Source organism: Actinoplanes sp. NPDC049598 (assembly GCF_040675435.1).
Taxonomy (GTDB): Bacteria; Actinomycetota; Actinomycetes; order Mycobacteriales; family Micromonosporaceae; genus Actinoplanes.
The window spans coordinates 1,055,808-1,076,947 of the sequence record NZ_JBFAOX010000001.1; the positions used below are offsets into that span (position 1 = coordinate 1,055,808).

The following is a 21,140-nucleotide window of genomic DNA, read 5'->3' on the forward strand; positions in this document are numbered from 1 at the left end:
GGCGGTGGATGCCGGGCAAGGGAAGCATAGACAACACTGGAGGTCATGTCACTGACACGTTGGGTGTCCGACAGTCAGTGGCGATTCGTGCCGATCACCCGGAACCGCCCGGTCAGCTCGAGCACCCGCGGCTCCTCCACGTCGTTGTCGCAGAGCAGGGCCACCGGCTGCCGGGGCAGGTTCGACACCTTGTCCGGCAGCCAGCCCACGACCAGCCAGATCTTGTCGTCGGCCGGGCTCGCGCCGGCCTCCCGCAGATAGAGCGGGAAGTGCTGCGGGATCATGACCTGACGGTACGCGGCGTCAGCCGCACAGATCCTCGAAACGGCCACGGCGCTTGTTCGACACCCGGGCCGGTACGCTCACCGGCCGCCGCCCGGCCGCGTAGTCGTCGAACAGCGCCAGGTCGATCTCGTCGCCCGGCCCCGGCATCGGATCCCAGGCGTCCCACGGCAGGGCGGCCACCCCCTGCTCCGCCACCCGGTCCTTGAGCACGTCACCGGCCACGAACCACTCACCCTTCTGCTCGGCGCTGTGCCCGAACGCCTCGGCGTCGGCCCCGCCCTCCCGCACGAGCCGCCATGCCTGCCGCCCGGTCAGGAACGCGCCGGCCGGCAGGTCGAGCGGGTCGAACGTGATGCCCAGGAAATCGCGCTGCAGGTCGTCGAGCTGCGGGTCGGCCCACCGGCCGTCGCCGTACCGCACGGTCCAGTGGCTCTCGTACCAGCCCGGCTGGAAGTAGGTGGCGAAGCCGCACCGGGCCTGGGCCGGAACGCCGTGCAGGCGCAGCATCGCGGCCAGCAACACCGAGTAGCCCCGGCACATGGTGGGCACCTTCGCACCATCGCCGGCCAGGTCGAGCAGGTCCTCGACGCCGCGCACATGGACGGTGTCCGGATCCTCGCCGACATCCACGCCGTACTGGTCGGCCCAGGCCTCGTGGATGAACCGCTCCTGCAGCCAGGCGGTGAGGGAGGCGATGTCGCCCGGCAGGGCGGCGATGGCGGCGGCGTGACGGCCCAAGGAGGTCATGCCGCCATTGCAGTGCCTGACATGGTGTCAGGGTCAAGCGCGGCGCAGCTTGACGGTGCTGTCGGTGCGCATCCGGCCGAGGTGCTCGCGGGGGTGTTCCTCGGCCAGCAGGACCTCCCAGCCCTCCCCCAGCTCCAGCGACGCCACGATCTCGGCCGGGGTCTGCAGGACCAGGTCGTCGTGCGGGTGGTGCGGGTCGTCCATGTGACCCTCGATCAGCAGGACGCCGCCCGGGGCCACCGCGGCCGCCGCCCGGCGCAGCACGGCCGTCCGGTCGAACTCGCCCCGGTGATAAAGGAACTGGGCGCTGACCAGGTCGTACGTCCCCTCGGGGAAGCTTTGCGACAGATCGTGCCGCTGCCAGTCGATGGTGAGGTCGCCCGCCTGCTCGGCGGCGCGGGCCAGGGCCACACCGGAGACGTCCACCGCGGTGACGTGCCAGCCCTGCCGGGCCAGCCAGATCGCGTCGCCGCCCTCACCGCACCCGAGGTCCAGCGCGCGGCCCGGGGGCAGGGCGGACACCTCACGGACGAGGACGACGTTCGGGTCGCCGCTGAAGACGCGCTCGGCGTAGCGGGCGTCCCACTCTGCTTCGATGCTCATGATCCGAGCCTGCGGCCTGGCGGGAAGACCGACAACGTTCCTTGCCGGAGCGGCAAAAGTCAGCCCGCGCGGCGGCGGGCCCGGCGGGCGGCCAGCTCGTCACCGGCCGACGGCTCGGGGGCCTGACCGACCGGCTGCGGCACGGCCGGCTCGGCCGGCAGGTTGAGCAGCGAACCCTGGATCTCCTTGAAGGCGCCGCCGATCGCGATGCCGAAGACACCCTGACCGCCCTGGAGCAGATCGACGACCTCCTCCGGCGACCGGCACTCGTACACCGTCGTGCCGTCGGAGATCAGCGTGATGCCGGCCAGATCCTCCACGCCGCGCGACCGCAGCGTCTCGATGGCCCGGCGGATGTTCTGCAGCGACACGCCCGCGTCGAGCAGGCGCTTGACGACCTTGAGCACGACCAGGTCGCGGAACGAGTACAGCCGCTGCGTGCCGGAGCCGGACGCGTCCCGGATGCTGGGGACCACGAGCGTGGTCCGCGCCCAGTAGTCCAGCTGGCGGTAGCTGATGCCGACCGCCTGGCAGGCCGTCACCCCGCGATACCCTACTGAGCCGTCCTCGCCGACGAGGGGGCCTTCTTGATGTTCAAGAGGCTGCTCGTGCACGCGACCACCTCCCCGCTGCGCGGTGCCGCCGCTTCACCTGGACTTCACGAGCGTATATCTCAGGCGTCGCGGAAACAGCTAGGTAACGCCGCGACACGCCGCGTCCGAGCGAGGCAAGTGTCGATCTTCAACCTCCTCGGAGGACGCCGTCAGCCGGCGAAGTCCTCCGGGCGGACCTGGTCGAGGAACTCGCGGAACTTCTCCACCTCGTCCTCCTGCTCGTCCGGGATGACGATGCCGGCCTCGGTCAGCACCTCGTCGGCGCAGCGGATCGGCGCGCCCACCCGCAGAGCGAGGGCGATCGAATCGCTGGGCCGGGCCGAGACCCGCAGGCCGTCCCCGATCAGCAGATCGGCGTAGAAGACGTTGTCCTTGAGCTCGGTGATCTCGACCGCGGTCAGCGGCGCCTGCACGGCCGCCAGGATGTCCCGCAGGAGATCGTGGGTCAGCGGGCGCGCCGGCTTCACACCCTGCTGCTCGTAAGCGATCGCCGTGGCCTCGACAGCGCCGATCCAGATCGGCAGGTACCGATCACCGTCGACCTCCCGCAGCAGGACGATCGGCTGGTTGCTGGGGAGCTCCACACGAACTCCGACCACGCTCAGCTCGCGCACCGCCCGCCTCCGTGTCGTCTATTTGTTGCGCCGCCCCCGCAACGGCTGCCCCTATCCTGCACCGTACACGCACACCGTCCGGATCCCACGAGTGCGGCATACCCACCTCGCGCTCGCCGAACCGGTGTCAGCGCCCCAGTTCTCCCCGCAGCCCCGCGCGCACCAGCGCCGCGTGCAGCCGCTGCGAAAGCGCCTGCAGGTCGCGCGCCGTCTCGGCCGCGCGGGCCCGGGCGGCCGGGTCGCTCTGGCGCACCAGGGGCGCCAGGAGCTGCGTGAACAACCCGACCTCGCGGTCGGAGGCGGCCCGGAACCCGCGCAGGTGGCGGACCTCCAGGCCGTACTTCGTCAGCCCGACCACGGCCTCCACGATGACCACGGCGTCGCCGTCGTACCACCCCGGCGGCCGCGCCGTGACCAGGCCCATCCGCTCGAGCTCGTCCAGCAGCTCGGCCGGCGCGCCCGTGCGTTCGATCACATCCTCGCGGGGGACCCGGGTGTCCGACGGGTCGGCCGCCTTCTCGGCGCCGACCGCGACCAGGTTGGGCCGCGCCGGCGGCGCCGGCTCGGACTCCATCCGGTCCAGCTGCTCCCGGATCACCCGTAGCGGCAGGTACTGATCGCGTTGCGCGGTCAGCACGAACCGCAGCCGCGCGACGTCGTTCATCGAGTACTTGCGGTACCCGGAGGCGGTGCGCTGGGGATCGACCAGCCCCTCCGCCTCCAGGAACCGCAACTTGGAGATCGTGGTGTCGGGGAACTCGGTGCGCAGATGGGCCAGCACCTCCCCGATGCTCATCAGCGCAGGCTCGCGCCCACCCTGGGGACGCGAGGCCCCCGGGTCGCGCGCGGCCGCCCCCGACGGGTTCACGCCCCGCTACCCTCGCCCTCCGGCCGCGGGCCGGCGATGAACACCAGACGGAACTTGCCGATCTGCACCTCGTCGCCGTTGCTCAGCGTCGCCGCCTCGACCCGCTCCCGGTTCACGTACGTGCCGTTGAGCGAGCCGACGTCGCGCACGGTGAAGGTGCCGCCGTCGCGGTGGAACTCGGCGTGCCGGCGGGACACCGTCACGTCGTCGAGGAAGATGTCGCTGTCGGGGTGCCGTCCGCTGGTCGTCACGTCGTGATCGAGCAGGAACCGCGCGCCCGCGTTCGGGCCGCGGCGCACCACGAGCAGCGCCATCCCGGGCGGGAGCGAGCCGGACATGCGGCTCGGCACCACGTCGGACTCCGGCGCCTCGAGCAACTCGTCGAGCGCACCGAGGTTCAGCGTGGACGTGACGTCGAGTGGGGGGAACTCGTCGTCTGGGCGCGTCATCGGACCACCTCACGGATCAGTTGGTCGCCGCCATGCGGCACGGGATCACCCCCGCCGCGGCCATATGGCCCGGACACACGACTATCGGTTTCAAAGGCATAACATTTGTTGTGCCCCGCGAGCCTAGTGAAGGCCAATATCGCGGGGCAACCGGACGCGCGGGCGAACGCGCGCCGGTCGATAAACAGCTCAGCTCTCGGTGATCGCCTGATAAGCGCTCGCGTCGAGCAAAGCCTCCAGCTGCGCGGGATCCGACGGCGCGATCTCGACGAGCCAGCCCGCCGCGTACGGCTCGGCGTTGATCAGCTCGGGCTCATCGGTCAGCGACGCGTTCTTGGCGACCACCGTGCCCGAGATGGGCGCATAGATCTCCGACACGCTCTTGGTCGACTCGATCTCGCCGAGCGAGTCACCGGCCGCGAGCTCCGCGCCCTCCTCGGGCAGGTCGACGAAGACGATGTCGCCCAGCGCATCCTGCGCGAAGTGGGTGATGCCCACCCGCACGGGCCCGCTGCCGTCTCCGGCCACCCACTCGTGCTCAGCCGTGTACCGCAGGTCCTCAGGAATCACGCAATCTCTCCCGTTGCCCGAATATCCGTTAGTAGCGCGAACAACTATGAAGCCGGCCGCGCGTATCGCAATGTCGTGGCGTCGCGGACCGCGGTCACCTCGACCATGGTCCGTTGTTCCATCGTCACGCTACCGCCGCCGCTGTTCACCGACGCGACCACCCCGCCGGGGATTTGCAACGCCGTTTGCATGGTCTGCGGCACACCGATCACGGTGAGCGTATAGGGACCCGTGAGACGCTGCCCGTCGGCGATGATCCCGCCCCCTTCGGCGTCCACGAAATAGCTGGACGCGACGATTCTCACCGTTCCGCCGCCGGAACCGGCGATCTGCATCACCTCGCCGCCGGCGCCGCGCAACTCCTGCACGGCGTTGAGGACGGCCGACGCCTTCACCTTGTTGACCGAGATCACCAGACCCGGCCCGCGGCCCGGCAGCGTGCCCGCCAGCAGACCCAGCTCGGCCGTACGCTTGTCCGCCTCCTCCAGGGCCGCCTGCCGCCCGGCCACGCCGGACGTGAGCTGGCGCTGGCTGGTCTCCAGGGCGCTGATCTCGGACTGCAGGCGGGCGTCGCGCGCCTCCAGGTCGGACAGGATCCGTACGAGGTCCTCCTGGCGCGCGGTGGCCAGCCCCTCGTCGTCGTTGTTGCTGCGCAGCTGCACCACCAGCGTGAAACCGAACAGCGCGAGCAGCACGGCGATCAGTGCTCCGGCACTCGAGGCCTTGCGGCGGGGCTCTGCTCCGGTTGCGGCTTCCGGCTGTACGGGCTCGGGCGGCGGCCCGCCGTCGGACGGCGTCACCGGATCGGGTGACGGCGGGTCCTCCGGCGTCCGGCTCAGCGGCCGCGTCGGGCCGTCGAGATCAAGCTCGGGCCGGGCCGTCTCCACCGTCGGACCTTCCTCGATCTCGGTTTCGGCGGGCTCGGGCTTGCGGCCCGCGATGGGCAGCTCTTCGCGCTTCTCGTCGTCGCTCATGTCGTTCATGCCCGGAAGAGGTGCCGGCGGATCGCCGCGACGTTGCCGAAGATCCGCACGCCGAGGACGACCACCACCCCGGTCGAGAGCTGACCGCCCACCCCCAGCTGGTCGCCCAGATAGACGATGAGCGCGGCCACCAGCACGTTCGAGATGAACGAGATCACGAACTGCTTGTCGTCGAAGATCCCGTCGAGCTTCGCGCGCACCCCACCGAAGACGGCGTCGAGCGCGGCGACCACCGCGATCGGCAGGTACGGCTGCAGCGCGGCCGGAACCGTGGGGTGGAACACGATGCCCAGGACGACACCGGCCAGCAGGGCGAGTACGGCGATCATCGGCCGCCTTCCGACGAGGGTGGGGGTGAGATCGGGGCCGAGGAGGCGACCGGCGGCTCCGACGGCTCGGCGACCCGCAGCTTGAGCTCGGTGGCCGCTTCCAGGGTCACGTCGCCGACCTCCTTGGCCTGGAACGACATGCCGTACTTGGCGCCCAGCTGCTCGAAGAACTTGCCGGCATAGCCGTCCCGGAAATCCCCGGCCAGGTCGTCCGGGCCGATCGCGACCACCTCGTACGGGCTGGTGACCGGCCGGAAATCGACCAGGATGGCCTCGCCCGCCTGGCGGATCGTGGTCGTCGCGGTCAGCCGCTGCCCGTTGATGGCGATGGCCTCGGCCCCCAGCGACCACAGCGCGTTGGTCGCGAGTTGAAGATCACTGTCCTTGACCCGGGCCACCGTGTTCCGCTCCCCCGTCACCGGGTTGATCGGGGTCGGCCCGTCGCCCACGGTGATCCGCACCGCCGAGCCGGTCACCTGGGCCAGCCCGGTGGCCGCGGCGAGCTCCCGCTGCCGCTGCACGGTGGTGCTGCCCAGCTCCCGCTCCCGCAGACCGGACACCTCGTCGTTGAGCTTCTCGGCCCGGTCCTGCAGGCCGGCGGTCTCCTCGCGCCGCTTCTGCACCTGGTCGACCAGCTCGGCCCGCGCGGTGGTCCGGGCCGGCTCGTCGGCCACGGTCTGCTGGTACGCCACCACGAGCAGGAACCCGAGCACGACCAGGGTGACCGCCAGAACCCCGCTGGACATCGCCTTCTTCGCCCCGGCCGGCTCGCCGTCGCGGGCCTTGCGGGCCGCCGCGTCGGCATAGCCGGGATCGAGCGGGTTCCGGAACAGCTCCGTGAGGAAGTCCGGCGCGTACACGCGCTTGGCCGGTGCGGCAGCCTCCGCGCCGGCCGCGCCAACCTCGCCGCCCCCGCCGGCCGCGCCGCCCCCGCCGGCCGCGTCGGCCGCGCTTCTGTCCTCGCCGCCGCTCGGGTTCGGCTCGGCGGCGTGCTGCGCTGCGGGTGACGATCCGGGCATGTCGCTTTTGCCGGGCGCGGTGGTCTCCGGGTCGTCCGGCGGGCGGCGATCCGGGGGATTCGGGGCGGTCATGCCGTCCGCGCTCCGGCCGCGGCCCGGTCGGCGCGCAGCAGACGGGCGGTCTGGATCAGGTAGAGAGCGCCGGCGGCCCAGTACAGGGCCAGCGCCCACCAGGCGAGACCCCAGCCCACCGGCCCGGCCCAGGAGTCCCAGGACGGCACGGCCTTGCCCAGCAGGATGATCGGGAACGCCGCGAGCAGCACGAAGGTGCCGGTCTTGCCGACGTAGTGCACCGGCGGCGGCCCGTAACCGTGCCGCCGCAGGACCAGCAGCGCGACCCCGAGCACCAGCTCACGCAACAACAGGGCGCCGGTCAGCCAGTACGGCACGACGCCGCGAATGGTGAAGCCGATCAGCGTGGCCAGGATGTAGAGCCGGTCGGCGAACGGGTCCAGCAGCGTCCCCAGCCGGCTCACCGAGTTCATCCGGCGGGCCACGTAGCCGTCGACCCAGTCCGTCGTCCCGCCGACCGCGATCACGATCACCGCGGCCACGTCGTGATGCGGCCCCAGCAACAAGTAAAGGAAGAGCGGAACCCCGAGCAGCCGGATGAAGCTGATCACGTTGGGGATCGTCCAGATCCGATCAGAGGCAGCGATGGACGGCGCAGGCTGCTGCGACATCGCGGTTTCCTCTCCCCCTACGGCGGCGCCGGGCACGCCACAGCCCCACCCGGCGCAGCGCGCCTGAGCAGACCATGCACCCGTTGCGGGTGGCTGCGTCCCCCGAACGTCCGGACCCCCTGCCCGGCCACTCGCCGAGCAACTATAACCATCCGCACGTTCCCGCTCACGGACCCGTAGCGCGACGCACAGCGTGTCCGCCATCCTAGGAACCTAGCTTTCCGCCGGGATCAGCGGGGTCAACCCGGCAAAGGGCTCGAGCCGCGGGCAGAAGCCGAACCCGCCACCCGGCTCGCGACGCCGGGTGGCGGGTTCGGCCATGCTCCTGTGGGGTTCGGCCCTGGTTGCGTACCTCTGCGGTCTTAGCGGCCTCTCCGGGCCCGGACGTAGTCGTCCACGACGTAGCGGCCCAGCTCCTCCGCATCGGGGCTGAAGACGCGGCCGCCGTTGCGTTCGGCGACGGCGGCGACGAAACGCTGCAGGCCCGGGTCCTCGCCGAGCATGAAGAAGTTGAGCGTGGCGCCGGCGCGGGTCAGGTGGTCGACCTCCTGGATGGTGGCCTGGACCGTCTCCGGCAGCGGCGGCCACCAGAACATGGCCTCCCCGTCCGGCTCCAGGTGGGCCGTGGGCTCGCCGTCGGTGACCACCAGGACCACCGGCTCGGCGCCGGGGTGCCGGCGCAGGTGACGGCCGGCGAGCTTGAGGGCGTGCTGGAGGTTGGTGCCCTTCTCCATGGTCGGGTCGATCGCCGCCAGCTCGCCCTGCGACAGCGTGGCGGCGTGCAGCCCGAAGCCGATGATCTGCAGCGAGTCCTGCGGGAACTGGGTCGCCACCAGATGCGAGAGCGCGAGCGCGGTCTGCTTCATCGGCCCCCAGCGGCCGTCGGCGTACATGGAGTAGGACAGGTCGACCAGCAGGGCCACCGCGGCCGAGGCGCGGCGTTCGGTCTCGGCCACCTCGAAGTCGTCCGGCTCGAGCCGCACCGGCAGCACGCCGACGTTGCCCGAGGAGGCCTGGCGCCGCACGGCGTTGCCGATCGTGCGGACCACGTCCAGCGGCTGCTCGTCGCCGAACTCCCACCGCCGGGACGAGCCGATGAGATCGCCCGCGGCCCCGGCGTCGCGCAGGTCGTGCTGACCCTGCTTGCGGCCGGACAGGTCGTCGAAGACCTTGGCCAGGGCGGTCCGGCCGAGCCGGCGCAGCGCCTTCGGCGAGAGGGTGAGCCCCTCGGCGTCGCGGGTGACCCAGCCCTGCCGGCTCAGCTCGCGTTCCAGCTCGCGCAGCCGGCGCACGTCGTCGGCGGCCGAGCGGCCGAGCTGGCGCTCCACCATCTCGACGTCGACGTCGTCCAGGGTCGCCCCCGGATGGCCCTGGCCGAGCTGGTCGAGCAGCTCGTCCAGCTCGCCGATCTCGCCCAGGGCGGCCGCCGCGTCGCCGTAGCCGAGATCGTTGGGCCCGCGCATCCGCTCGCCGCGACCCCAGTTCAAGCCGGGGCGCAGCGCCCGCAGGTTGTCGGTCATCTGCGCCATCTGGGCCCGCAGCGGGCCGTCGCCGAGCGCCTGGTCCATCAGGCGCGACAGCTCCTCCTGCTGCTGCGGCGAGAGTGAGCGCATCAGCCGTTCGGCCGCCGCTGCCCGCCGGGCCAGGGAGTCGATGAGCTCGTCGACGTCCTTGGGGTTCTCCGGGAAGAACTGCCCGTGCTTGTCCATGAACTGCCGGAAGGCGTCGTCGGTGTCCTCGCCGCGGGCGTGCTTCTCCAGGAGCTGGTTGAGGTCGGTCATCATCTCCTGGACCGGGCCGAAGTCGCCGTTCTCCAGGGCCTGCTTCATGCCCGCGAACCGCTGCTCGACCACCTCACGCCGCAACCCGTCGAGGATCTGCTGATAGAGCTGCCCCGCCTCGTCCGACGTCCAGTGGTAATCGGACAATTCCTCCACGGCGCGGGATGTCGAGCGGGGCAGGTTGTCCAGCATCGCCTCGTTGAAGCGGGCGTCGTCGTCATCCCGGCGGCGCAACTCGTCGCGCTCGGTCGCCACAGCCTGGTCGAGCAGCTGCTGCGCCCGGGTCACGGCCCCGTCGAGGTTGCCCCGGCGCAGAGCATCCCGCCGAAGCCGCCTCGCCCGGTCCCGCAGCTCGTCCAGCCCGCGACCGGACTGCGGCCCGCGCCGGATCAGATCGCGGAGCACGTCCCGCAGGCTGTCGCCCGCGAGCACCCGCTCCCCCACCTCGTCGACGGCGGCCCGCACGTCGTAGGGCGGCGCGAGCGGATCGGGCCCGTCCCGCCAGGCCCCGTACCGGAATCGGTTTCCCGCCATGATCAGCTCCCGTACAGGGTGCGGCCGTCGTCGGTGAGCTCCTTGGCCAGCCGCCGCGTCAGATGCAGCCCCTCGAGCACGAACTCGACGCCGGCCGCCGCCTGCCCGGGCGACGGCGCGTCACCCACGCCGAGCCGGTCGAGCACCTTGGCCAGCCCCGGCACCGGGCCGATCTGGCCGAGCAGCTCCTCGGCGCTGACCAGGTCACCGGTCTCGATGATGGCGCCCTCGGCGACCAGCCCGGTGAAGCCGGACAGGTCGAGCCCGCCCAGCCGGTCGCGGAACGTCTCGGCCGTGGCCACCCGCAGCAGGTGGGCCAGGACCTCGGTCTCGCGCCCCTCCTCGCCGCTCTCGAACTCGACCTTGCCCCGCAGCGTGGAGGTCACCGACGGGGTGTCCCCGATACGCGCGACGGCCTCTTTTTCGTTACGCAGGCCCGCCCGGCGCAGGGCCGACGCGGCCACCGTCTCGGCGGCCGCGATCGCGAACCGGGCCGAGATGCCCGAGCGGGCGTCCACGGCCGGCGACTCGCGCACGCCCCGGGTGTAGCGCGCGAGCACGTCGATCAGGTGGTCGGGCACGGAGGCGACCAGCGCCGCCTCCTGCCGGATCAGCTCCGTCTCGAGCGACAGGTCGACCGGGTAGTGGGTGCGGATCTCGGCGCCGAACCGGTCCTTGAGCGGCGTGATGATGCGCCCGCGGTTGGTGTAGTCCTCCGGGTTGGCCGAGGCGACCAGCAGCAGGTCGAGCGGCAGCCGCAGCTGGTAGCCGCGGACCTGGATGTCGCGCTCCTCGAGCACGTTGAGCAGCGACACCTGGATGCGCTCGGCCAGGTCGGGCAGCTCGTTGACGGCGAAGATGCCCCGGTTGGTGCGGGGAACCAGGCCGAAGTGGATGGTCTCGGGGTCACCCAGGGCACGCCCCTCGGCCACCTTGATCGGGTCGACGTCGCCGATCAGGTCGCCGACGCTCGTGTCGGGGGTGGCCAGCTTCTCCCCGTACCGCTCGGAGCGGTGCAGCCAGGAGATGGGCAGCAGGTCACCGGTCTCGGCGGCCAGCCGCCGCGAGGCCGGGGTCAGCGGATGGAAGGGATGCTCGTGCAGCTCGGAGCCGGCGATGAACGGCGTCCACTCGTCGAGCAGGCCGATCAGGCCCCGGATGAGCCGGGTCTTGCCCTGGCCGCGCTCGCCGAGCAGCACCATGTCGTGCCCGGCGAGCAGCGCGCGCTCCACCTCGGGCAGCACCGTGTCGTCATAGCCCACGATGCCCGGGAAGCGCGGCGCGCCGGAACGCAGCCGCTCGAGCAGGTTGTCCCGCAGCTCCTGCTTCACGCTGCGATAGGCATGACCGGTGGCCCGCAGCTCGCCCAGCGTGCGCGGAAGGTCGGAGGGAATCTCGGGCGTGATCGCAACTGGTGCATCTGTCACGCCGAAGACGCTACTCCGGCGGTGTGACAAGTTCATGTGACGAAGATCCAGACCCCGGCGGTACGCCTTCCGCCCGCCCCCGTTCGTCTTCGGCGCCCGCCCCGGGCCGAACCCGCCGCGCGGCGCCGGCTGAGCGGCTGGTCCCGGCCGCAGCGCGCCTTTCGCGTGGGGCGCGTGACCGGCGGTGTGACCGGGGCCACAGCCGGACCCCTACTTTTGGCTCTGTTCGCCCCGCCCGCCCCGGCGGCAGGCTTGCCCCATGACGGAGATCGAGCGGTGGGTGGCCTTCAGCGACGACCCGAAGGGCGGCAACCCGGCCGGGGTGGTGCTCGACGCGGGTGGTTTGGACGAGGCGGCGATGTTGGGCATCGCGGCCGAGGTCGGCTACTCGGAGACGGCGTTCGTGACCGGCGAGGCCGAGGGGAAACGGCGGGTGCGCTATTTCAGCCCGCTGGCCGAGGTGCCGTTCTGCGGGCACGCCACGGTGGCCACGGCGGTGGCGCTCGGCGACGGGGAGCACTTGTTCGTGACCAACGCCGGCGAGGTGCCGGTGAGCGTCGCCGGCGGGGTGGCCACGCTGACCAGCGTCGCGCCGCGGGTGGGGCCGCTGGCCGCCGAGGACCTCGAGGCGCTGCTGTCGGCGCTGCGCTGGTCGGCCGGCGAGCTCGACCCCGAGCTGCCGCCCCGGGTCGCCTACGCGGGGGCGTACCACCCGGTCCTGGCCGCGGCGAGCCGGCAGCGCCTCGCCGAGCTCGAGTACGACGAGCCGGCGCTGAAGGCGCTCATGGAGGAGCGCGGCTGGACCACGGTGCAGCTGGTCCACCGGACCGGGCCCGGCCGCTTCGATGTGCGCGACCCGTTCCCGGTCGGCGGTGTCTACGAGGATCCGGCCACCGGCGCGGCCGCCGCAGCCTTCGGAGGCTACCTGCGGGCGCTCGGACTGGCCGCCGACGACGCCACGATCGAGCTGCGGCAGGGTGACGACCTCGGGCGGCCGAGCCGGATCACGGTGCAGCTGCGGCCCGGGGAGCAGGGCGTCCGGGTCCGCGGGGCGGCGGTGCCGATAACCGGTTGAGCAGGCCCCTAGGATCTGGGGCGAGATGAGTGCCACGATGATTGCCCGCGAGCTCGCTGCGGGGCACGGTGACCGGACGCTGTTCAGTGGGCTCGACCTGGTGGTCGCGCCGGGAGACGTGATCGGGCTCGTGGGGGTGAACGGGGCCGGCAAGACGACGCTGCTGCGGACGCTGGCGGGAATCCTGCCGGTCGAAAGCGGAGCGGTGTCGCTGAGCCCGCCCAGCGCGAACGTCGGTTATCTGCCGCAGGAAAGGGAGCGGCGCTCCGGGGAGACCGTGCGGGATTTCCTGGCCCGGCGGACCGGGGTCGGGCCGGCGCAGCGGGCGCTGGACGAGGCGACCGAGGCGCTGACCGAGGGGCGGCCGCGCTCGGACGACGAGTATGCGGTGGCGCTGGAGCGGTGGCTCGATCTGGGCGGGGCCGATCTCGATGAGCGGGCGGCCCAGGTCGCGGCCGAGCTGGGGCTGGAGGTGGCGCTCGACCATCCGATGACGGCGCTCTCGGGTGGGCAGGCGGCGCGCGCCGGCATGGCGTCGCTGCTGCTCAGCCGGTACGACGTCTTTCTGCTGGACGAGCCGACCAACGACCTCGACCTGGACGGGCTGCGGCGGCTGGAGGAGTTCGTCACCGGGCTTCGGGCGGGGACGGTGCTGGTCAGCCACGACCGGGAGTTCCTGGCCCGCACGGTGACCAAGGTGCTCGAGCTCGACCTGGCCCAGCAGCAGGTCAGGCTGTTCGGCGGCGGCTACACGGCCTACCTGGAGGAGCGGGAGCGGGCCCGGCTGCACGCCCGGGAGCAGTTCGAGGAGTACGCGGAGAAGAAGGACGACCTGCTCGAACGGGCCCGCATGCAGCGCGGCTGGATGGAGAAGGGTGTCCGCAACGCGCACCGCAAGGCGCCCGACAACGACAAGATCGGCAAGAAGTACCGGGCCGAGGCGAGCGAGAAGCAGGCGGCCAAGGCCCGGCAGACCGAGCGCCTGATCGAGCGGCTCGACGTGGTCGAGGAGCCCCGCAAGGAGTGGGAGCTGCGGATGGAGATCGCCGTGGCCCCGCGGGCCGGGGCGGTCGTGGCCACCATGCGCGAGGCCGTGGTGCGGCGGGGCGGGTTCACACTGGGGCCGGTCACGCTGCAGATCGACTGGGCCGACCGGGTGGCCATCACCGGGGCCAACGGCTCGGGCAAGTCGACGCTGCTGGCCGCGCTGCTCGGGCGGCTGCCGCTGGACGAGGGCAGCGCCGCGCTCGGGCCGGGTGTCGTCGTCGGCGAGATCGATCAGGCCCGCGGGCTGTTCCTGGGCGACGAGACGCTGGCCCGGGCCTTCGGTTCGGCCGTGCCCGAGTTCTCCGACGCCGACGTGCGCACGCTGCTGGCCAAGTTCGGGCTCAGGGCGGCGCACGTGCTGCGGCCGGCGGCCACGCTGTCCCCGGGCGAGCGGACGCGGGCGGCCCTCGCGCTGCTGCAGGCCCGCGGGGTCAACCTGCTCGTGCTGGACGAGCCGACCAACCACCTCGACCTGGCCGCCATCGAGCAGCTGGAATCGGCCCTGAGCTCGTACAGCGGGACGCTCCTGCTGGTCACCCACGACCGGCGGATGCTGGAGGCGGTCAGCACCAACCGCCACCTCGAGGTGGCCGCCGGCAAGGTCATCGGCTGACGATCACCCGCACGCTGTCGCGGAACAGGTCGTCCGCCGTACGGCCGTCGAGGTAGTAGTCGCCGATCGCCGCCACCACCGTGGGGTGGCGGCGGGTGAACGCGTCCACGTCGAAGGACCCGGCCGGCGGTGGCTGCTGCTCCTCGAGGACGTAGCCGACGGTGAAACGCTCCACGACGAGCACGGTCAGCCGGGCCTGGCGCAGCGTCAGCCCGTGGGCGAACAGGGTGCTCATGGCGAGCTCGGCGACACCGGACAGGGTCTCGGACAGCTGGGCCGAGGAGACGACCCGGGCCCCGTCCGGGTGGGCGAGCATCGCCGCCCGAAGCCGCTCGGCCACCCCGACCAGCCAGTCGTCCCACGGTTCCCCGGCGGCCGGCCCGCGCAGCTCCCGCAGGCCGGCCAGGATCGCCTCGGCCACCGCCATGATCAGGGCAGTCTTGTCCTTGACGTGCCAGTAGAGGGTCGGCGCCCGCACCCCGAGCCGGTCGGCCAGCCTGCGCAGCGTGAGCCCGTCCAGCCCGCCCTCATCGAGTAGAGAAACCGCCGCCGCAACGACCTTCTCCCGGTCCAGCGCCACCCCGAACCTGCTCTCTAACGCCGTTAGAGAAAGACTCTAACACCGTTAGAATTACCTGCTCATCACCCCTGTAGAAGGTCGAGTCGCTCCTGCCAGCGCAACTCCTCAGCTTGAGCCCTTTTCTTGTCGGCGAGCGAAGCAGTGGGGTCCGCGAACGCCCTGCGCGACTGAACCTTGGCGGCCTCGAGGTAGACCTCCGCCTGCATGATGTCGAGATCCGGATGTTCGAGGTTGTGGTGGCCGCTCTGCAGATCGGCGAGATACACCTTCGCTGCCTCGAGCTTGTAAGCCAGAATGTTGATCTCGTAGGCGTAACGACCTTCGACCTGACCTTGCCGATATTCGTCCTCGGCCTCCATGACGGCGGCCTCGGCGTCGGCGAGCTCGGCCGGCGAGATCACATCCTTCGGCGGGGGTGCAGGCGTCACAATCGTCGACGGCGTCCGAGAGACGGCTGGTTTCGGTGTCCTGCCGGCCTCGGCCGGCGCTGATGACGGCGTCGGCTTGCGCGTCGGGGTCGGCTGCGAGGCAGGAGCACCGACGCTGGGTGTGACGACCGGCAGGACCACCGCCTTGGCCGGCGTGATGGATGCCTCCTCGCCTGCGAACAGCACCCCGACAACCGGCAGGCCGCACTCGTCCTGGGCCACCCGCGCCGAGATCTCGATGTCGTCGTCCAGCGCCGCACTCCCGGCCGTCTGCCGCTTCTTCTCGTCGGCGGCGAGATCCTGGACGGCGTGCCGCAGGTCGCGGTGCAGCAGAATCAGGGGGGCGTGCCGGCCGAAGTCCGCCTTCACACTGTCGTAGCCCTCACCGGCGACCCCGATCCCGCTGATCTCGTCGCAGGTCGCCTGGGTGGCGTACGTGTCGCCGAGGAACGTCGCCGCCCCCAGCACGCCGAACGTCACCGCCGCCGTCACGAGCGCCGTCCGGTGCCAAGCCGGTCGCGGCCCGCGTGTGAGCGCACCCGGCGCCCGCACCTGCTCCCGCTCTGCTGCCACGTTTCCTCCCCCGGCCGTCCCCCGCTGTCGGACCTACCTTGTCGGCATCGGTCCGGGCCGACTTGAGGGACCTCGGGCGGGAACGCTGCGGGCGAGCCCCACGGGACCTCGGGCGGGAACGCCGCCGACGAGCGCCACGGGACCTCAAGCGGGAACGCCGCGGGCGGGCGCCAGGGGATCTCAGGCGGGAATGCTGCGCGCGAGGCGGAAGCCGACGTCGTCCACGCGGAAGGTGGGGTGGCTGCGGCGGCGGACGGAGGCGCGGCAGCTCCAGTGCTCGTCGAACCAGCCGCCGCCGCGCAGGACGCGGTAGGGGCCGTAGACCGCCGGGTCGTACAGGTCCCAGCACCAGTTCCAGACGTTGCCGAGCATGTCGTGCAGGCCCCAGGCGTTGGGCGCCCGCGTCCCGACGTCATGCCGACTTCCGCCCGAATTATCTCGGTACCAGGCGATGTCGTCGAGGTCGCCGTACCGCGGGCCGACAGTGCCGGCGCGGCAGGCGTACTCCCACTCGGCCTCGGTGGGCAGGCGGTAGCCGTCGGCCTCGCGATTCCAGTCAACATCAAGATCTTTGATGCTGTACGCCGGCGCGAAGCCGTCGGCCACGGAGCGCTCGTTGCAGTAGCGGACCGCGTCGAGCCACGACACCTCCACCGCGGGGAGCTGGGATCCCTCCTCGGTCACGGGCAGCGCGGCGATCTCGAAGGCGGCCACGTCGACCGCCCAGCGGCGCTGGGTGCGCCGGTCGGCCAGCACGACCCGCCCGGGGGCGAGCCGGATCACCGCTCGAGCCGTTTGAGGGGCACGACCGCCCGGTGGGCCGGGATGCCCGCCGCCGGCCAGGCCACCAGCAGCTCCAGGTCCTCGGCGGTGTCGACCGCGAACTCCTCGGTCGCGTGGAAGACCCCGGCCCCGCCGCTGAACCCGCCCTCGTAGGCGCGCAGCGGGAACGCCGCCTCCCCGCGCAGCAGGGCGACCGTGGGCCGGACCCGGACGAAGTCGTCGCGTTGGGGCGAGTCGACCCGTTCGAGCCGGTCGGCCGCCTCGCCGCGGGCCAGGCTCTCCACCTCCAGGGCCAGGATCGGGCCGGAGCGGGTGACCCGGGACAGCACGATCACCGCGTCCCGGTCGCGGACCAGCACGCACGGGTCGGCGGCGAGCCGGCCCGCCTCGATGCGGGGCGCGCCGGGGTCGCCCATGGCCGGCGGCTCGGGCAGCTCCGACGTGTCGCCGGGCCGGGCCGGGCTCTCGCTCGTGTCGGCCCGGGTGGCCACCGGGGGCGCCTCCCAGATCGAGGAGCTGCCGCGGCGTACAGCCACCTGGTCCGGCAGGGCCAGCGCGATCACCGCCTCGGTGAAGCCGATCTCGGGCCAGGCCAGGACCAGCGACAGGTGGTCGAAGGTGGGCGGCAGCTCGACGGTGGTCCGCACCTCGACGTAGCGCCCCGAGTAGACCGAGGTCGAGCCGTAGACCCAGTGGGCCCGGCCGGCCGCGTCGAGCCAGCCGACCCGCAGGTGCATGCCCTCGTCGTACGCGGGCAGCAGCACCCGGGGCGCGGGTGGCACGCCGTTGGCCCCGGGGCGCAGGTCACCCCACTCGTCCAGGCACGGGCGCACCTCGCCCGGCTCGGACGGGTGCCGCGCCACGAGCCGGATCTCCAGCCCGGTCGGCCGGGAGACGATCATCGACACGCCGATGCTGAGCTCGGGACGCTCGACCAGCAGGCCACCGGGGTGGGCGACCACACCGAGGGTTTCGCTCACCACCATGCCGCTCAATCTAAGGCACAGTGTGGCGGTGTTCACTCAGCGCCCTCCCTGGCGCGTGGCGCCCGTCGCACTTCGGCACGCGGTGGCCGCGATCGGCCGGGCACCCGTGGTGAGCTGCCGGGACGTGCACGGCGGCATGACGCCGGGTCCGGCCGCCGTGCTGGGCCTGGCCGACGGCCGGTCGGTGTTCGTCAAGGCGGTGCCCGAAAGCGCGCCCGGGTCGTACCGCGCGTACCGGCGGGAGGCCCTCGCGCTGGCCGCGCTGCCGCGAGCCGCGCCGGCCCCGGAGCTGGTGGGGACGGCCGGCGCCGAGGGCTGGTTCGCGCTGGTCATGTCGGTGGCGCCGGGGACGGCGGCCGGTCCGCCGTGGAGCGACGACGGCACGCGGCTGGTCGGCGAAGCCTGTGCGGTGGCCGGCGGCTTGCGGGCGCCGGACGCGCTGCCGCGGATCGGGGAGCTGCTGACCGACCTGGACGGCTGGGACCGGCTGGCCGGGCTCGACGACTGGGAGCGCGAGCACGTCGCCACCCTGGCCGGGCACGCTCAGGGCTGGCGCGACTGGACGGCCGGGAAGTTCCTGGTACATCAGGATGTACGCGGTGACAACGCGCTGGTCGACGTCGCGGCCGGCCGGGCGACGCTGGTCGACTGGAGCTTCGCCTGCGCCGGGGCGTCCTGGCTGGACCGGGCCCGGCTGGCCGCCGATCTGGTCGCGGCCGGGCACCGGGACGGGCCGGCGGCGGCCCTGCGCGCGGCCGGTGAGGTCCTGTCCGGGCTTCCGGAGGGGGCGTCGCGGTTCGTGGTGGCGCTGGCCGGGATGTGGCGTTACCGCTCGACCCTGCCGCCACTGCCCGGGCTGCCCGGGCTGCGGGACTGGCAGGCGGCCCGGGCCCGGGCGTTGCGCCCGCTGCTGGCTCGCCTGATCAGGTGAGGGACTCGCCGCCCGCGTACGGCCTTTCGGGTGCTTGCCGACATCCCGTACACCTGGAAGCGGAAGTGGGACGCCTGAACGCAACCACCGCGGGTATAGGCGTGGCGGGAGGAATAGATGTCGGTGAAGGCGTGGCGGATTTCCGCTGTCGTGGTCGTGCTGATGCTGGCGGCGTGCTCGTTTCCGTCCTTGGAGGACGAGCCCGATCCGCAGCGCGCCTCGGACACGGTCACGAGGGCATTGAAGGACGTGGAACGGTTCTGGGGGGCGCAGTTCCCGGAGCTGACCGGCGGGAAGAGGTTCCAGCCGGTGCAGGGTGGCTATTACCCGTACACGAAGAACGACCCGGCGCCGGCCTGTGGCGGGCAGCAGGCGGGGTACGAGCCGAACGCGTTCTACTGCCCGTCCGACGACTTCATCGCGTGGGACGCGCAGACGCTGATCCCGTCGCTGGAGTCCGACTACGGGCCGGCGCTGGTCGGCGTGGTGATAGCACACGAGTACGGGCACGCCATTCAGGCCCGGATCGGGCCGGCCGATCAGCCGACGGTCGTGCTCGAGCAGCAGGCCGATTGTTATGCCGGGGCGTGGCTGGCCGATGTGCTGGCCGGGCGGTCGGAGGCGTTCAAGAAATTGACGGCCCAGCAGCTCGACGCGACCGTCGCGGGCCTGCTGTTGCTGCGGGACCAGCCGGGCATCGCGGCCGCGGCGGAAGGGGCCCACGGCAACGCGTTCGACCGGATCCGCGCCCTGCAGGAGGGCGTGGAGGATGGCGTCGGTCAATGCGCCAAGTACCGCGCGAACAATCTGCCGGTGACCGAGGTGCCGTTCTCGACCCAGGAGGAGGCCGACACGGGCGGCAACCTGCCGTACGACGACGCGGTCCAGCAGCTGGCCGCGGACGCGCAGGGCTACTGGCAGCGGACCTACCCCGAGCTCGCCGGCCGGCAATGGCCGCAGCTGCAGGTGCAGGCGTTCGAGGCGGGCTCGCCGCCGGCCTGCGAGCGGCCGGACGCGTCGGCCGGCGGGGCGGCGTTCTACTGCCCGGACGGCGACTTCGCGGCCTTCGACACCACCGATCTCGGGCCGCAGCTGCACGACCGGATCGGCGACTACGCGGTCGGCATGCTGCTGGGCGACCTGTTCGCGCGGGCCGCGCAGGACCGGCGCGGCGTCGAGACCCGCGACAAGGCGGGCCAGCTGACCGTGGACTGCCTGGCCGGGTCGTGGACGAACGACATCCTGACCCGCCGGCAGACCACGGACTCGCTGCGGCTGTCCCCCGGCGACCTCGACGAGGCGGTGTCGGCGCTGCTGGCCTTCGGCCGGGCCTCGGAGGGCGGCGGGCCGACCGCCTTCGAGCGGATCGCCTCCTACCGGTCCGGAGTGCTGCAGGGGCTGTCCGCGTGCCGTGCCTAGACTTCCCGGGTGCCGGAGATCGTTGAGCTGCTCGCGTCGCCCGTCCACCGCTTCGAGGGCCGGCCCGCCGACGGGCCGGCCCCGGCCCCACCGGGCGAGCTGGCGCCGTTCGTGGAGATCCGGGCGGGGCTGGGCATCGTCGGCGACCGCTACTTCAACCGGCCCGCCCACCGCGACGCGAGCATCACGGTGATCAGCCAGGAGTCGCTGCCGGCCGGGATCGGCCTGGCCGAGGTCCGCCGCAACGTTCTCCTGGCCGGTCTGATCGTGGACGACCTGATCGGCGAGGTGCTCACGCTCGACTCCGGGGACGGGCCGGTCCGGCTCAAGGTCAACCGGCGGGCGCACCCGTGCGCGTGGATGGACGTGACCGTGGGGCCGGGCGCGTGGAAGGCGCTGCGCGGCAAGGGCGGGATCCGCTGCGAACCGCTGGACGACGGGATCCTGCGGGTCGGGCCGGTCAGCGCAGAAATTCGATGATCCGGGCCGCCGTGGCCGCGGGGTCGCAGTCCCGCCGGATCTCGATCATGACGGCCTCGACGGCGGGGTCCACTCCGTAGTACTTCAGCGGCACGTAACAGCCGGCGAAGGGCGAGTCGAGCGACATATCCGGGAATGCCGCTTTCGCTCGGTCGATCAACGCGGCCGGAGTGTGGAACGTATCGGTGCCGAGGCAGATCGGCGGGCGCGGCCCGTCGCCGTGCAGCTCGTACGGCAGCGCGTGGACCGGGTACGAATGCACGTCGACGATGACGACCCGGCCGATCGCGGCGAGCCGCTCCCCCACGAGGCGGGTCATCCCGGCGGCGTACGGCTCGAAGTGCTCCCGGATCAGCCGGGCGTCCCGTTCCGGATCGCTGCTCCGCAACCGCCGCCCCGCATAGCCGTGCGTATAGACCGCGCCCATCCCGGCCGCGAGCATCTCCTCGCGCTCATCGGGAAACCGCTCCGGATCCACCACCAGCCGTGACCAGCGGTTCTGGAAGACCCAGGCCCCCGTCGAGGCCGCCACCGACGCCGCGACGACGTCCGTGTGGGCGTCGGTGAGATGGTCCAGCTCGTCGGCCAGCTCGGCGTCGTCGATCACCAAGGACGAACGGGCGAACGCGGTCAGCTCCCGCGAGGCGTGCGGCACGTGCAGGATCACCGGTGACGCCGCGTCACCGGGCCGGACCTCGAAGATCACGTGCGCTCACCCC

The 21,140-nt window shown here is 72.3% G+C and carries 24 protein-coding genes; 5 read left to right on the forward strand and 19 right to left on the reverse strand.

Translation table 11 applies throughout. The features are described 5' to 3' along the window. Window positions 1-74: 74 nt before the first annotated feature. The 14 genes from AB0J66_RS05280 to AB0J66_RS05345 form a co-directional block, all read right to left on the reverse strand. The gene (locus AB0J66_RS05280; RefSeq protein ID WP_364655843.1) at window positions 75-284 is read right to left on the reverse strand and encodes a hypothetical protein; all 210 of its coding nucleotides are present in this window, start codon (window positions 282-284) and stop codon (window positions 75-77) included. Between the two features lie 19 nt (window positions 285-303). Beyond that, entirely contained in the window at window positions 304-1,032 is a 729-nt protein-coding gene (locus AB0J66_RS05285; protein ID WP_364655845.1) for a hypothetical protein, read from the reverse strand. Window positions 1,033-1,065: 33 nt separating this feature from the next. Continuing rightward, on the reverse strand, window positions 1,066-1,635 hold the full coding sequence (locus tag AB0J66_RS05290; protein ID WP_364655847.1) for a methyltransferase domain-containing protein: 570 nt from the start codon (window positions 1,633-1,635) through the stop codon (window positions 1,066-1,068). A 59-nt stretch (window positions 1,636-1,694) separates the two neighbouring features. Then, a complete protein-coding gene (locus AB0J66_RS05295) occupies window positions 1,695-2,249 on the reverse strand; it encodes a MerR family transcriptional regulator (protein ID WP_364655849.1) in 555 nt (184 codons plus the stop codon). A gap of 149 nt (window positions 2,250-2,398) precedes the next feature. Beyond that, window positions 2,399-2,863, reverse strand: a complete 465-nt coding sequence (locus tag AB0J66_RS05300) for a bifunctional nuclease family protein (protein WP_364655850.1) — start codon at window positions 2,861-2,863, stop codon at window positions 2,399-2,401. A 127-nt stretch (window positions 2,864-2,990) separates the two neighbouring features. Further along, window positions 2,991-3,659: a MerR family transcriptional regulator gene (locus AB0J66_RS05305; protein WP_364655851.1), complete on the reverse strand. Its 669-nt coding sequence runs from the start codon at window positions 3,657-3,659 to the stop codon at window positions 2,991-2,993. A gap of 68 nt (window positions 3,660-3,727) precedes the next feature. Beyond that, entirely contained in the window at window positions 3,728-4,180 is a 453-nt protein-coding gene (locus AB0J66_RS05310) for an FHA domain-containing protein (protein ID WP_097321281.1), read from the reverse strand. A 189-nt stretch (window positions 4,181-4,369) separates the two neighbouring features. Then, a complete protein-coding gene (gcvH, locus tag AB0J66_RS05315; RefSeq protein WP_364655852.1) occupies window positions 4,370-4,750 on the reverse strand; it encodes a glycine cleavage system protein GcvH in 381 nt (126 codons plus the stop codon). Between the two features lie 44 nt (window positions 4,751-4,794). Next, window positions 4,795-5,733 (reverse strand): DUF881 domain-containing protein, encoded by a 939-nt coding sequence (locus AB0J66_RS05320; protein ID WP_364655854.1) that lies wholly within the window; start codon window positions 5,731-5,733, stop codon window positions 4,795-4,797. Next, complete coding sequence (locus tag AB0J66_RS05325; RefSeq protein ID WP_364655856.1) at window positions 5,730-6,062, reverse strand: small basic family protein; 333 nt, start codon at window positions 6,060-6,062, stop codon at window positions 5,730-5,732. Before AB0J66_RS05325 ends, AB0J66_RS05320 begins: the two co-directional genes overlap by 4 nt. After that, window positions 6,059-7,153, reverse strand: coding sequence for a DUF881 domain-containing protein (locus AB0J66_RS05330; protein WP_364655858.1), 1,095 nt, complete (start codon window positions 7,151-7,153; stop codon window positions 6,059-6,061). Before AB0J66_RS05330 ends, AB0J66_RS05325 begins: the two co-directional genes overlap by 4 nt. Next, window positions 7,150-7,764, reverse strand: a complete 615-nt coding sequence (locus AB0J66_RS05335; RefSeq protein WP_364655860.1) for a CDP-alcohol phosphatidyltransferase family protein — start codon at window positions 7,762-7,764, stop codon at window positions 7,150-7,152. The genes AB0J66_RS05330 and AB0J66_RS05335 overlap by 4 nt, the downstream gene beginning before the upstream one ends. Before the next feature lie 362 nt (window positions 7,765-8,126). Continuing rightward, the gene (locus AB0J66_RS05340; protein ID WP_364655862.1) at window positions 8,127-10,079 is read right to left on the reverse strand and encodes a VWA domain-containing protein; all 1,953 of its coding nucleotides are present in this window, start codon (window positions 10,077-10,079) and stop codon (window positions 8,127-8,129) included. A 2-nt stretch (window positions 10,080-10,081) separates the two neighbouring features. Then, complete coding sequence (locus AB0J66_RS05345; protein ID WP_364655863.1) at window positions 10,082-11,506, reverse strand: sigma 54-interacting transcriptional regulator; 1,425 nt, start codon at window positions 11,504-11,506, stop codon at window positions 10,082-10,084. A gap of 259 nt (window positions 11,507-11,765) precedes the next feature. On the opposite strand from AB0J66_RS05345, the gene AB0J66_RS05350 reads away from it, so the two are divergent. Together AB0J66_RS05350 and AB0J66_RS05355 are read left to right on the forward strand one after the other, a co-directional pair. After that, window positions 11,766-12,581, forward strand: a complete 816-nt coding sequence (locus AB0J66_RS05350; RefSeq protein ID WP_364655865.1) for a PhzF family phenazine biosynthesis isomerase — start codon at window positions 11,766-11,768, stop codon at window positions 12,579-12,581. 25 nt (window positions 12,582-12,606) lie between these two features. Next, window positions 12,607-14,241: an ABC-F family ATP-binding cassette domain-containing protein gene (locus AB0J66_RS05355; RefSeq protein ID WP_364655867.1), complete on the forward strand. Its 1,635-nt coding sequence runs from the start codon at window positions 12,607-12,609 to the stop codon at window positions 14,239-14,241. Here AB0J66_RS05355 and AB0J66_RS05360 read toward each other — a convergent pair. From AB0J66_RS05360 to AB0J66_RS05375, 4 genes are all read right to left on the reverse strand, one after another. Next, entirely contained in the window at window positions 14,231-14,821 is a 591-nt protein-coding gene (locus tag AB0J66_RS05360) for a TetR/AcrR family transcriptional regulator C-terminal domain-containing protein (protein WP_364655869.1), read from the reverse strand. The genes AB0J66_RS05355 and AB0J66_RS05360 overlap by 11 nt on opposite strands. A gap of 62 nt (window positions 14,822-14,883) precedes the next feature. Beyond that, window positions 14,884-15,741 (reverse strand): hypothetical protein, encoded by an 858-nt coding sequence (locus AB0J66_RS05365; protein ID WP_364655871.1) that lies wholly within the window; start codon window positions 15,739-15,741, stop codon window positions 14,884-14,886. 261 nt (window positions 15,742-16,002) lie between these two features. Then, entirely contained in the window at window positions 16,003-16,605 is a 603-nt protein-coding gene (locus AB0J66_RS05370; protein WP_364655873.1) for an SUMF1/EgtB/PvdO family nonheme iron enzyme, read from the reverse strand. Then, a complete protein-coding gene (locus AB0J66_RS05375; RefSeq protein WP_364655874.1) occupies window positions 16,602-17,591 on the reverse strand; it encodes a hypothetical protein in 990 nt (329 codons plus the stop codon). The genes AB0J66_RS05370 and AB0J66_RS05375 overlap by 4 nt, the downstream gene beginning before the upstream one ends. A gap of 28 nt (window positions 17,592-17,619) precedes the next feature. Between AB0J66_RS05375 and AB0J66_RS05380 the strand changes: the two genes are divergently transcribed. From AB0J66_RS05380 to AB0J66_RS05390, 3 genes are all read left to right on the forward strand, one after another. After that, a complete protein-coding gene (locus AB0J66_RS05380) occupies window positions 17,620-18,522 on the forward strand; it encodes a phosphotransferase (RefSeq protein WP_364655876.1) in 903 nt (300 codons plus the stop codon). Between the two features lie 117 nt (window positions 18,523-18,639). Continuing rightward, window positions 18,640-19,941, forward strand: coding sequence for a neutral zinc metallopeptidase (locus AB0J66_RS05385; RefSeq protein ID WP_364655878.1), 1,302 nt, complete (start codon window positions 18,640-18,642; stop codon window positions 19,939-19,941). 9 nt (window positions 19,942-19,950) lie between these two features. Next, window positions 19,951-20,421 (forward strand): molybdenum cofactor biosysynthesis protein, encoded by a 471-nt coding sequence (locus AB0J66_RS05390; protein ID WP_364655880.1) that lies wholly within the window; start codon window positions 19,951-19,953, stop codon window positions 20,419-20,421. On the opposite strand, the gene AB0J66_RS05395 is transcribed toward AB0J66_RS05390, so the two are convergent. Beyond that, entirely contained in the window at window positions 20,402-21,127 is a 726-nt protein-coding gene (locus tag AB0J66_RS05395) for an N-formylglutamate amidohydrolase (RefSeq protein ID WP_364655882.1), read from the reverse strand. The two genes, AB0J66_RS05390 and AB0J66_RS05395, sit on opposite strands and share 20 nt — an antisense overlap. Window positions 21,128-21,140: the final 13 nt, after the last annotated feature.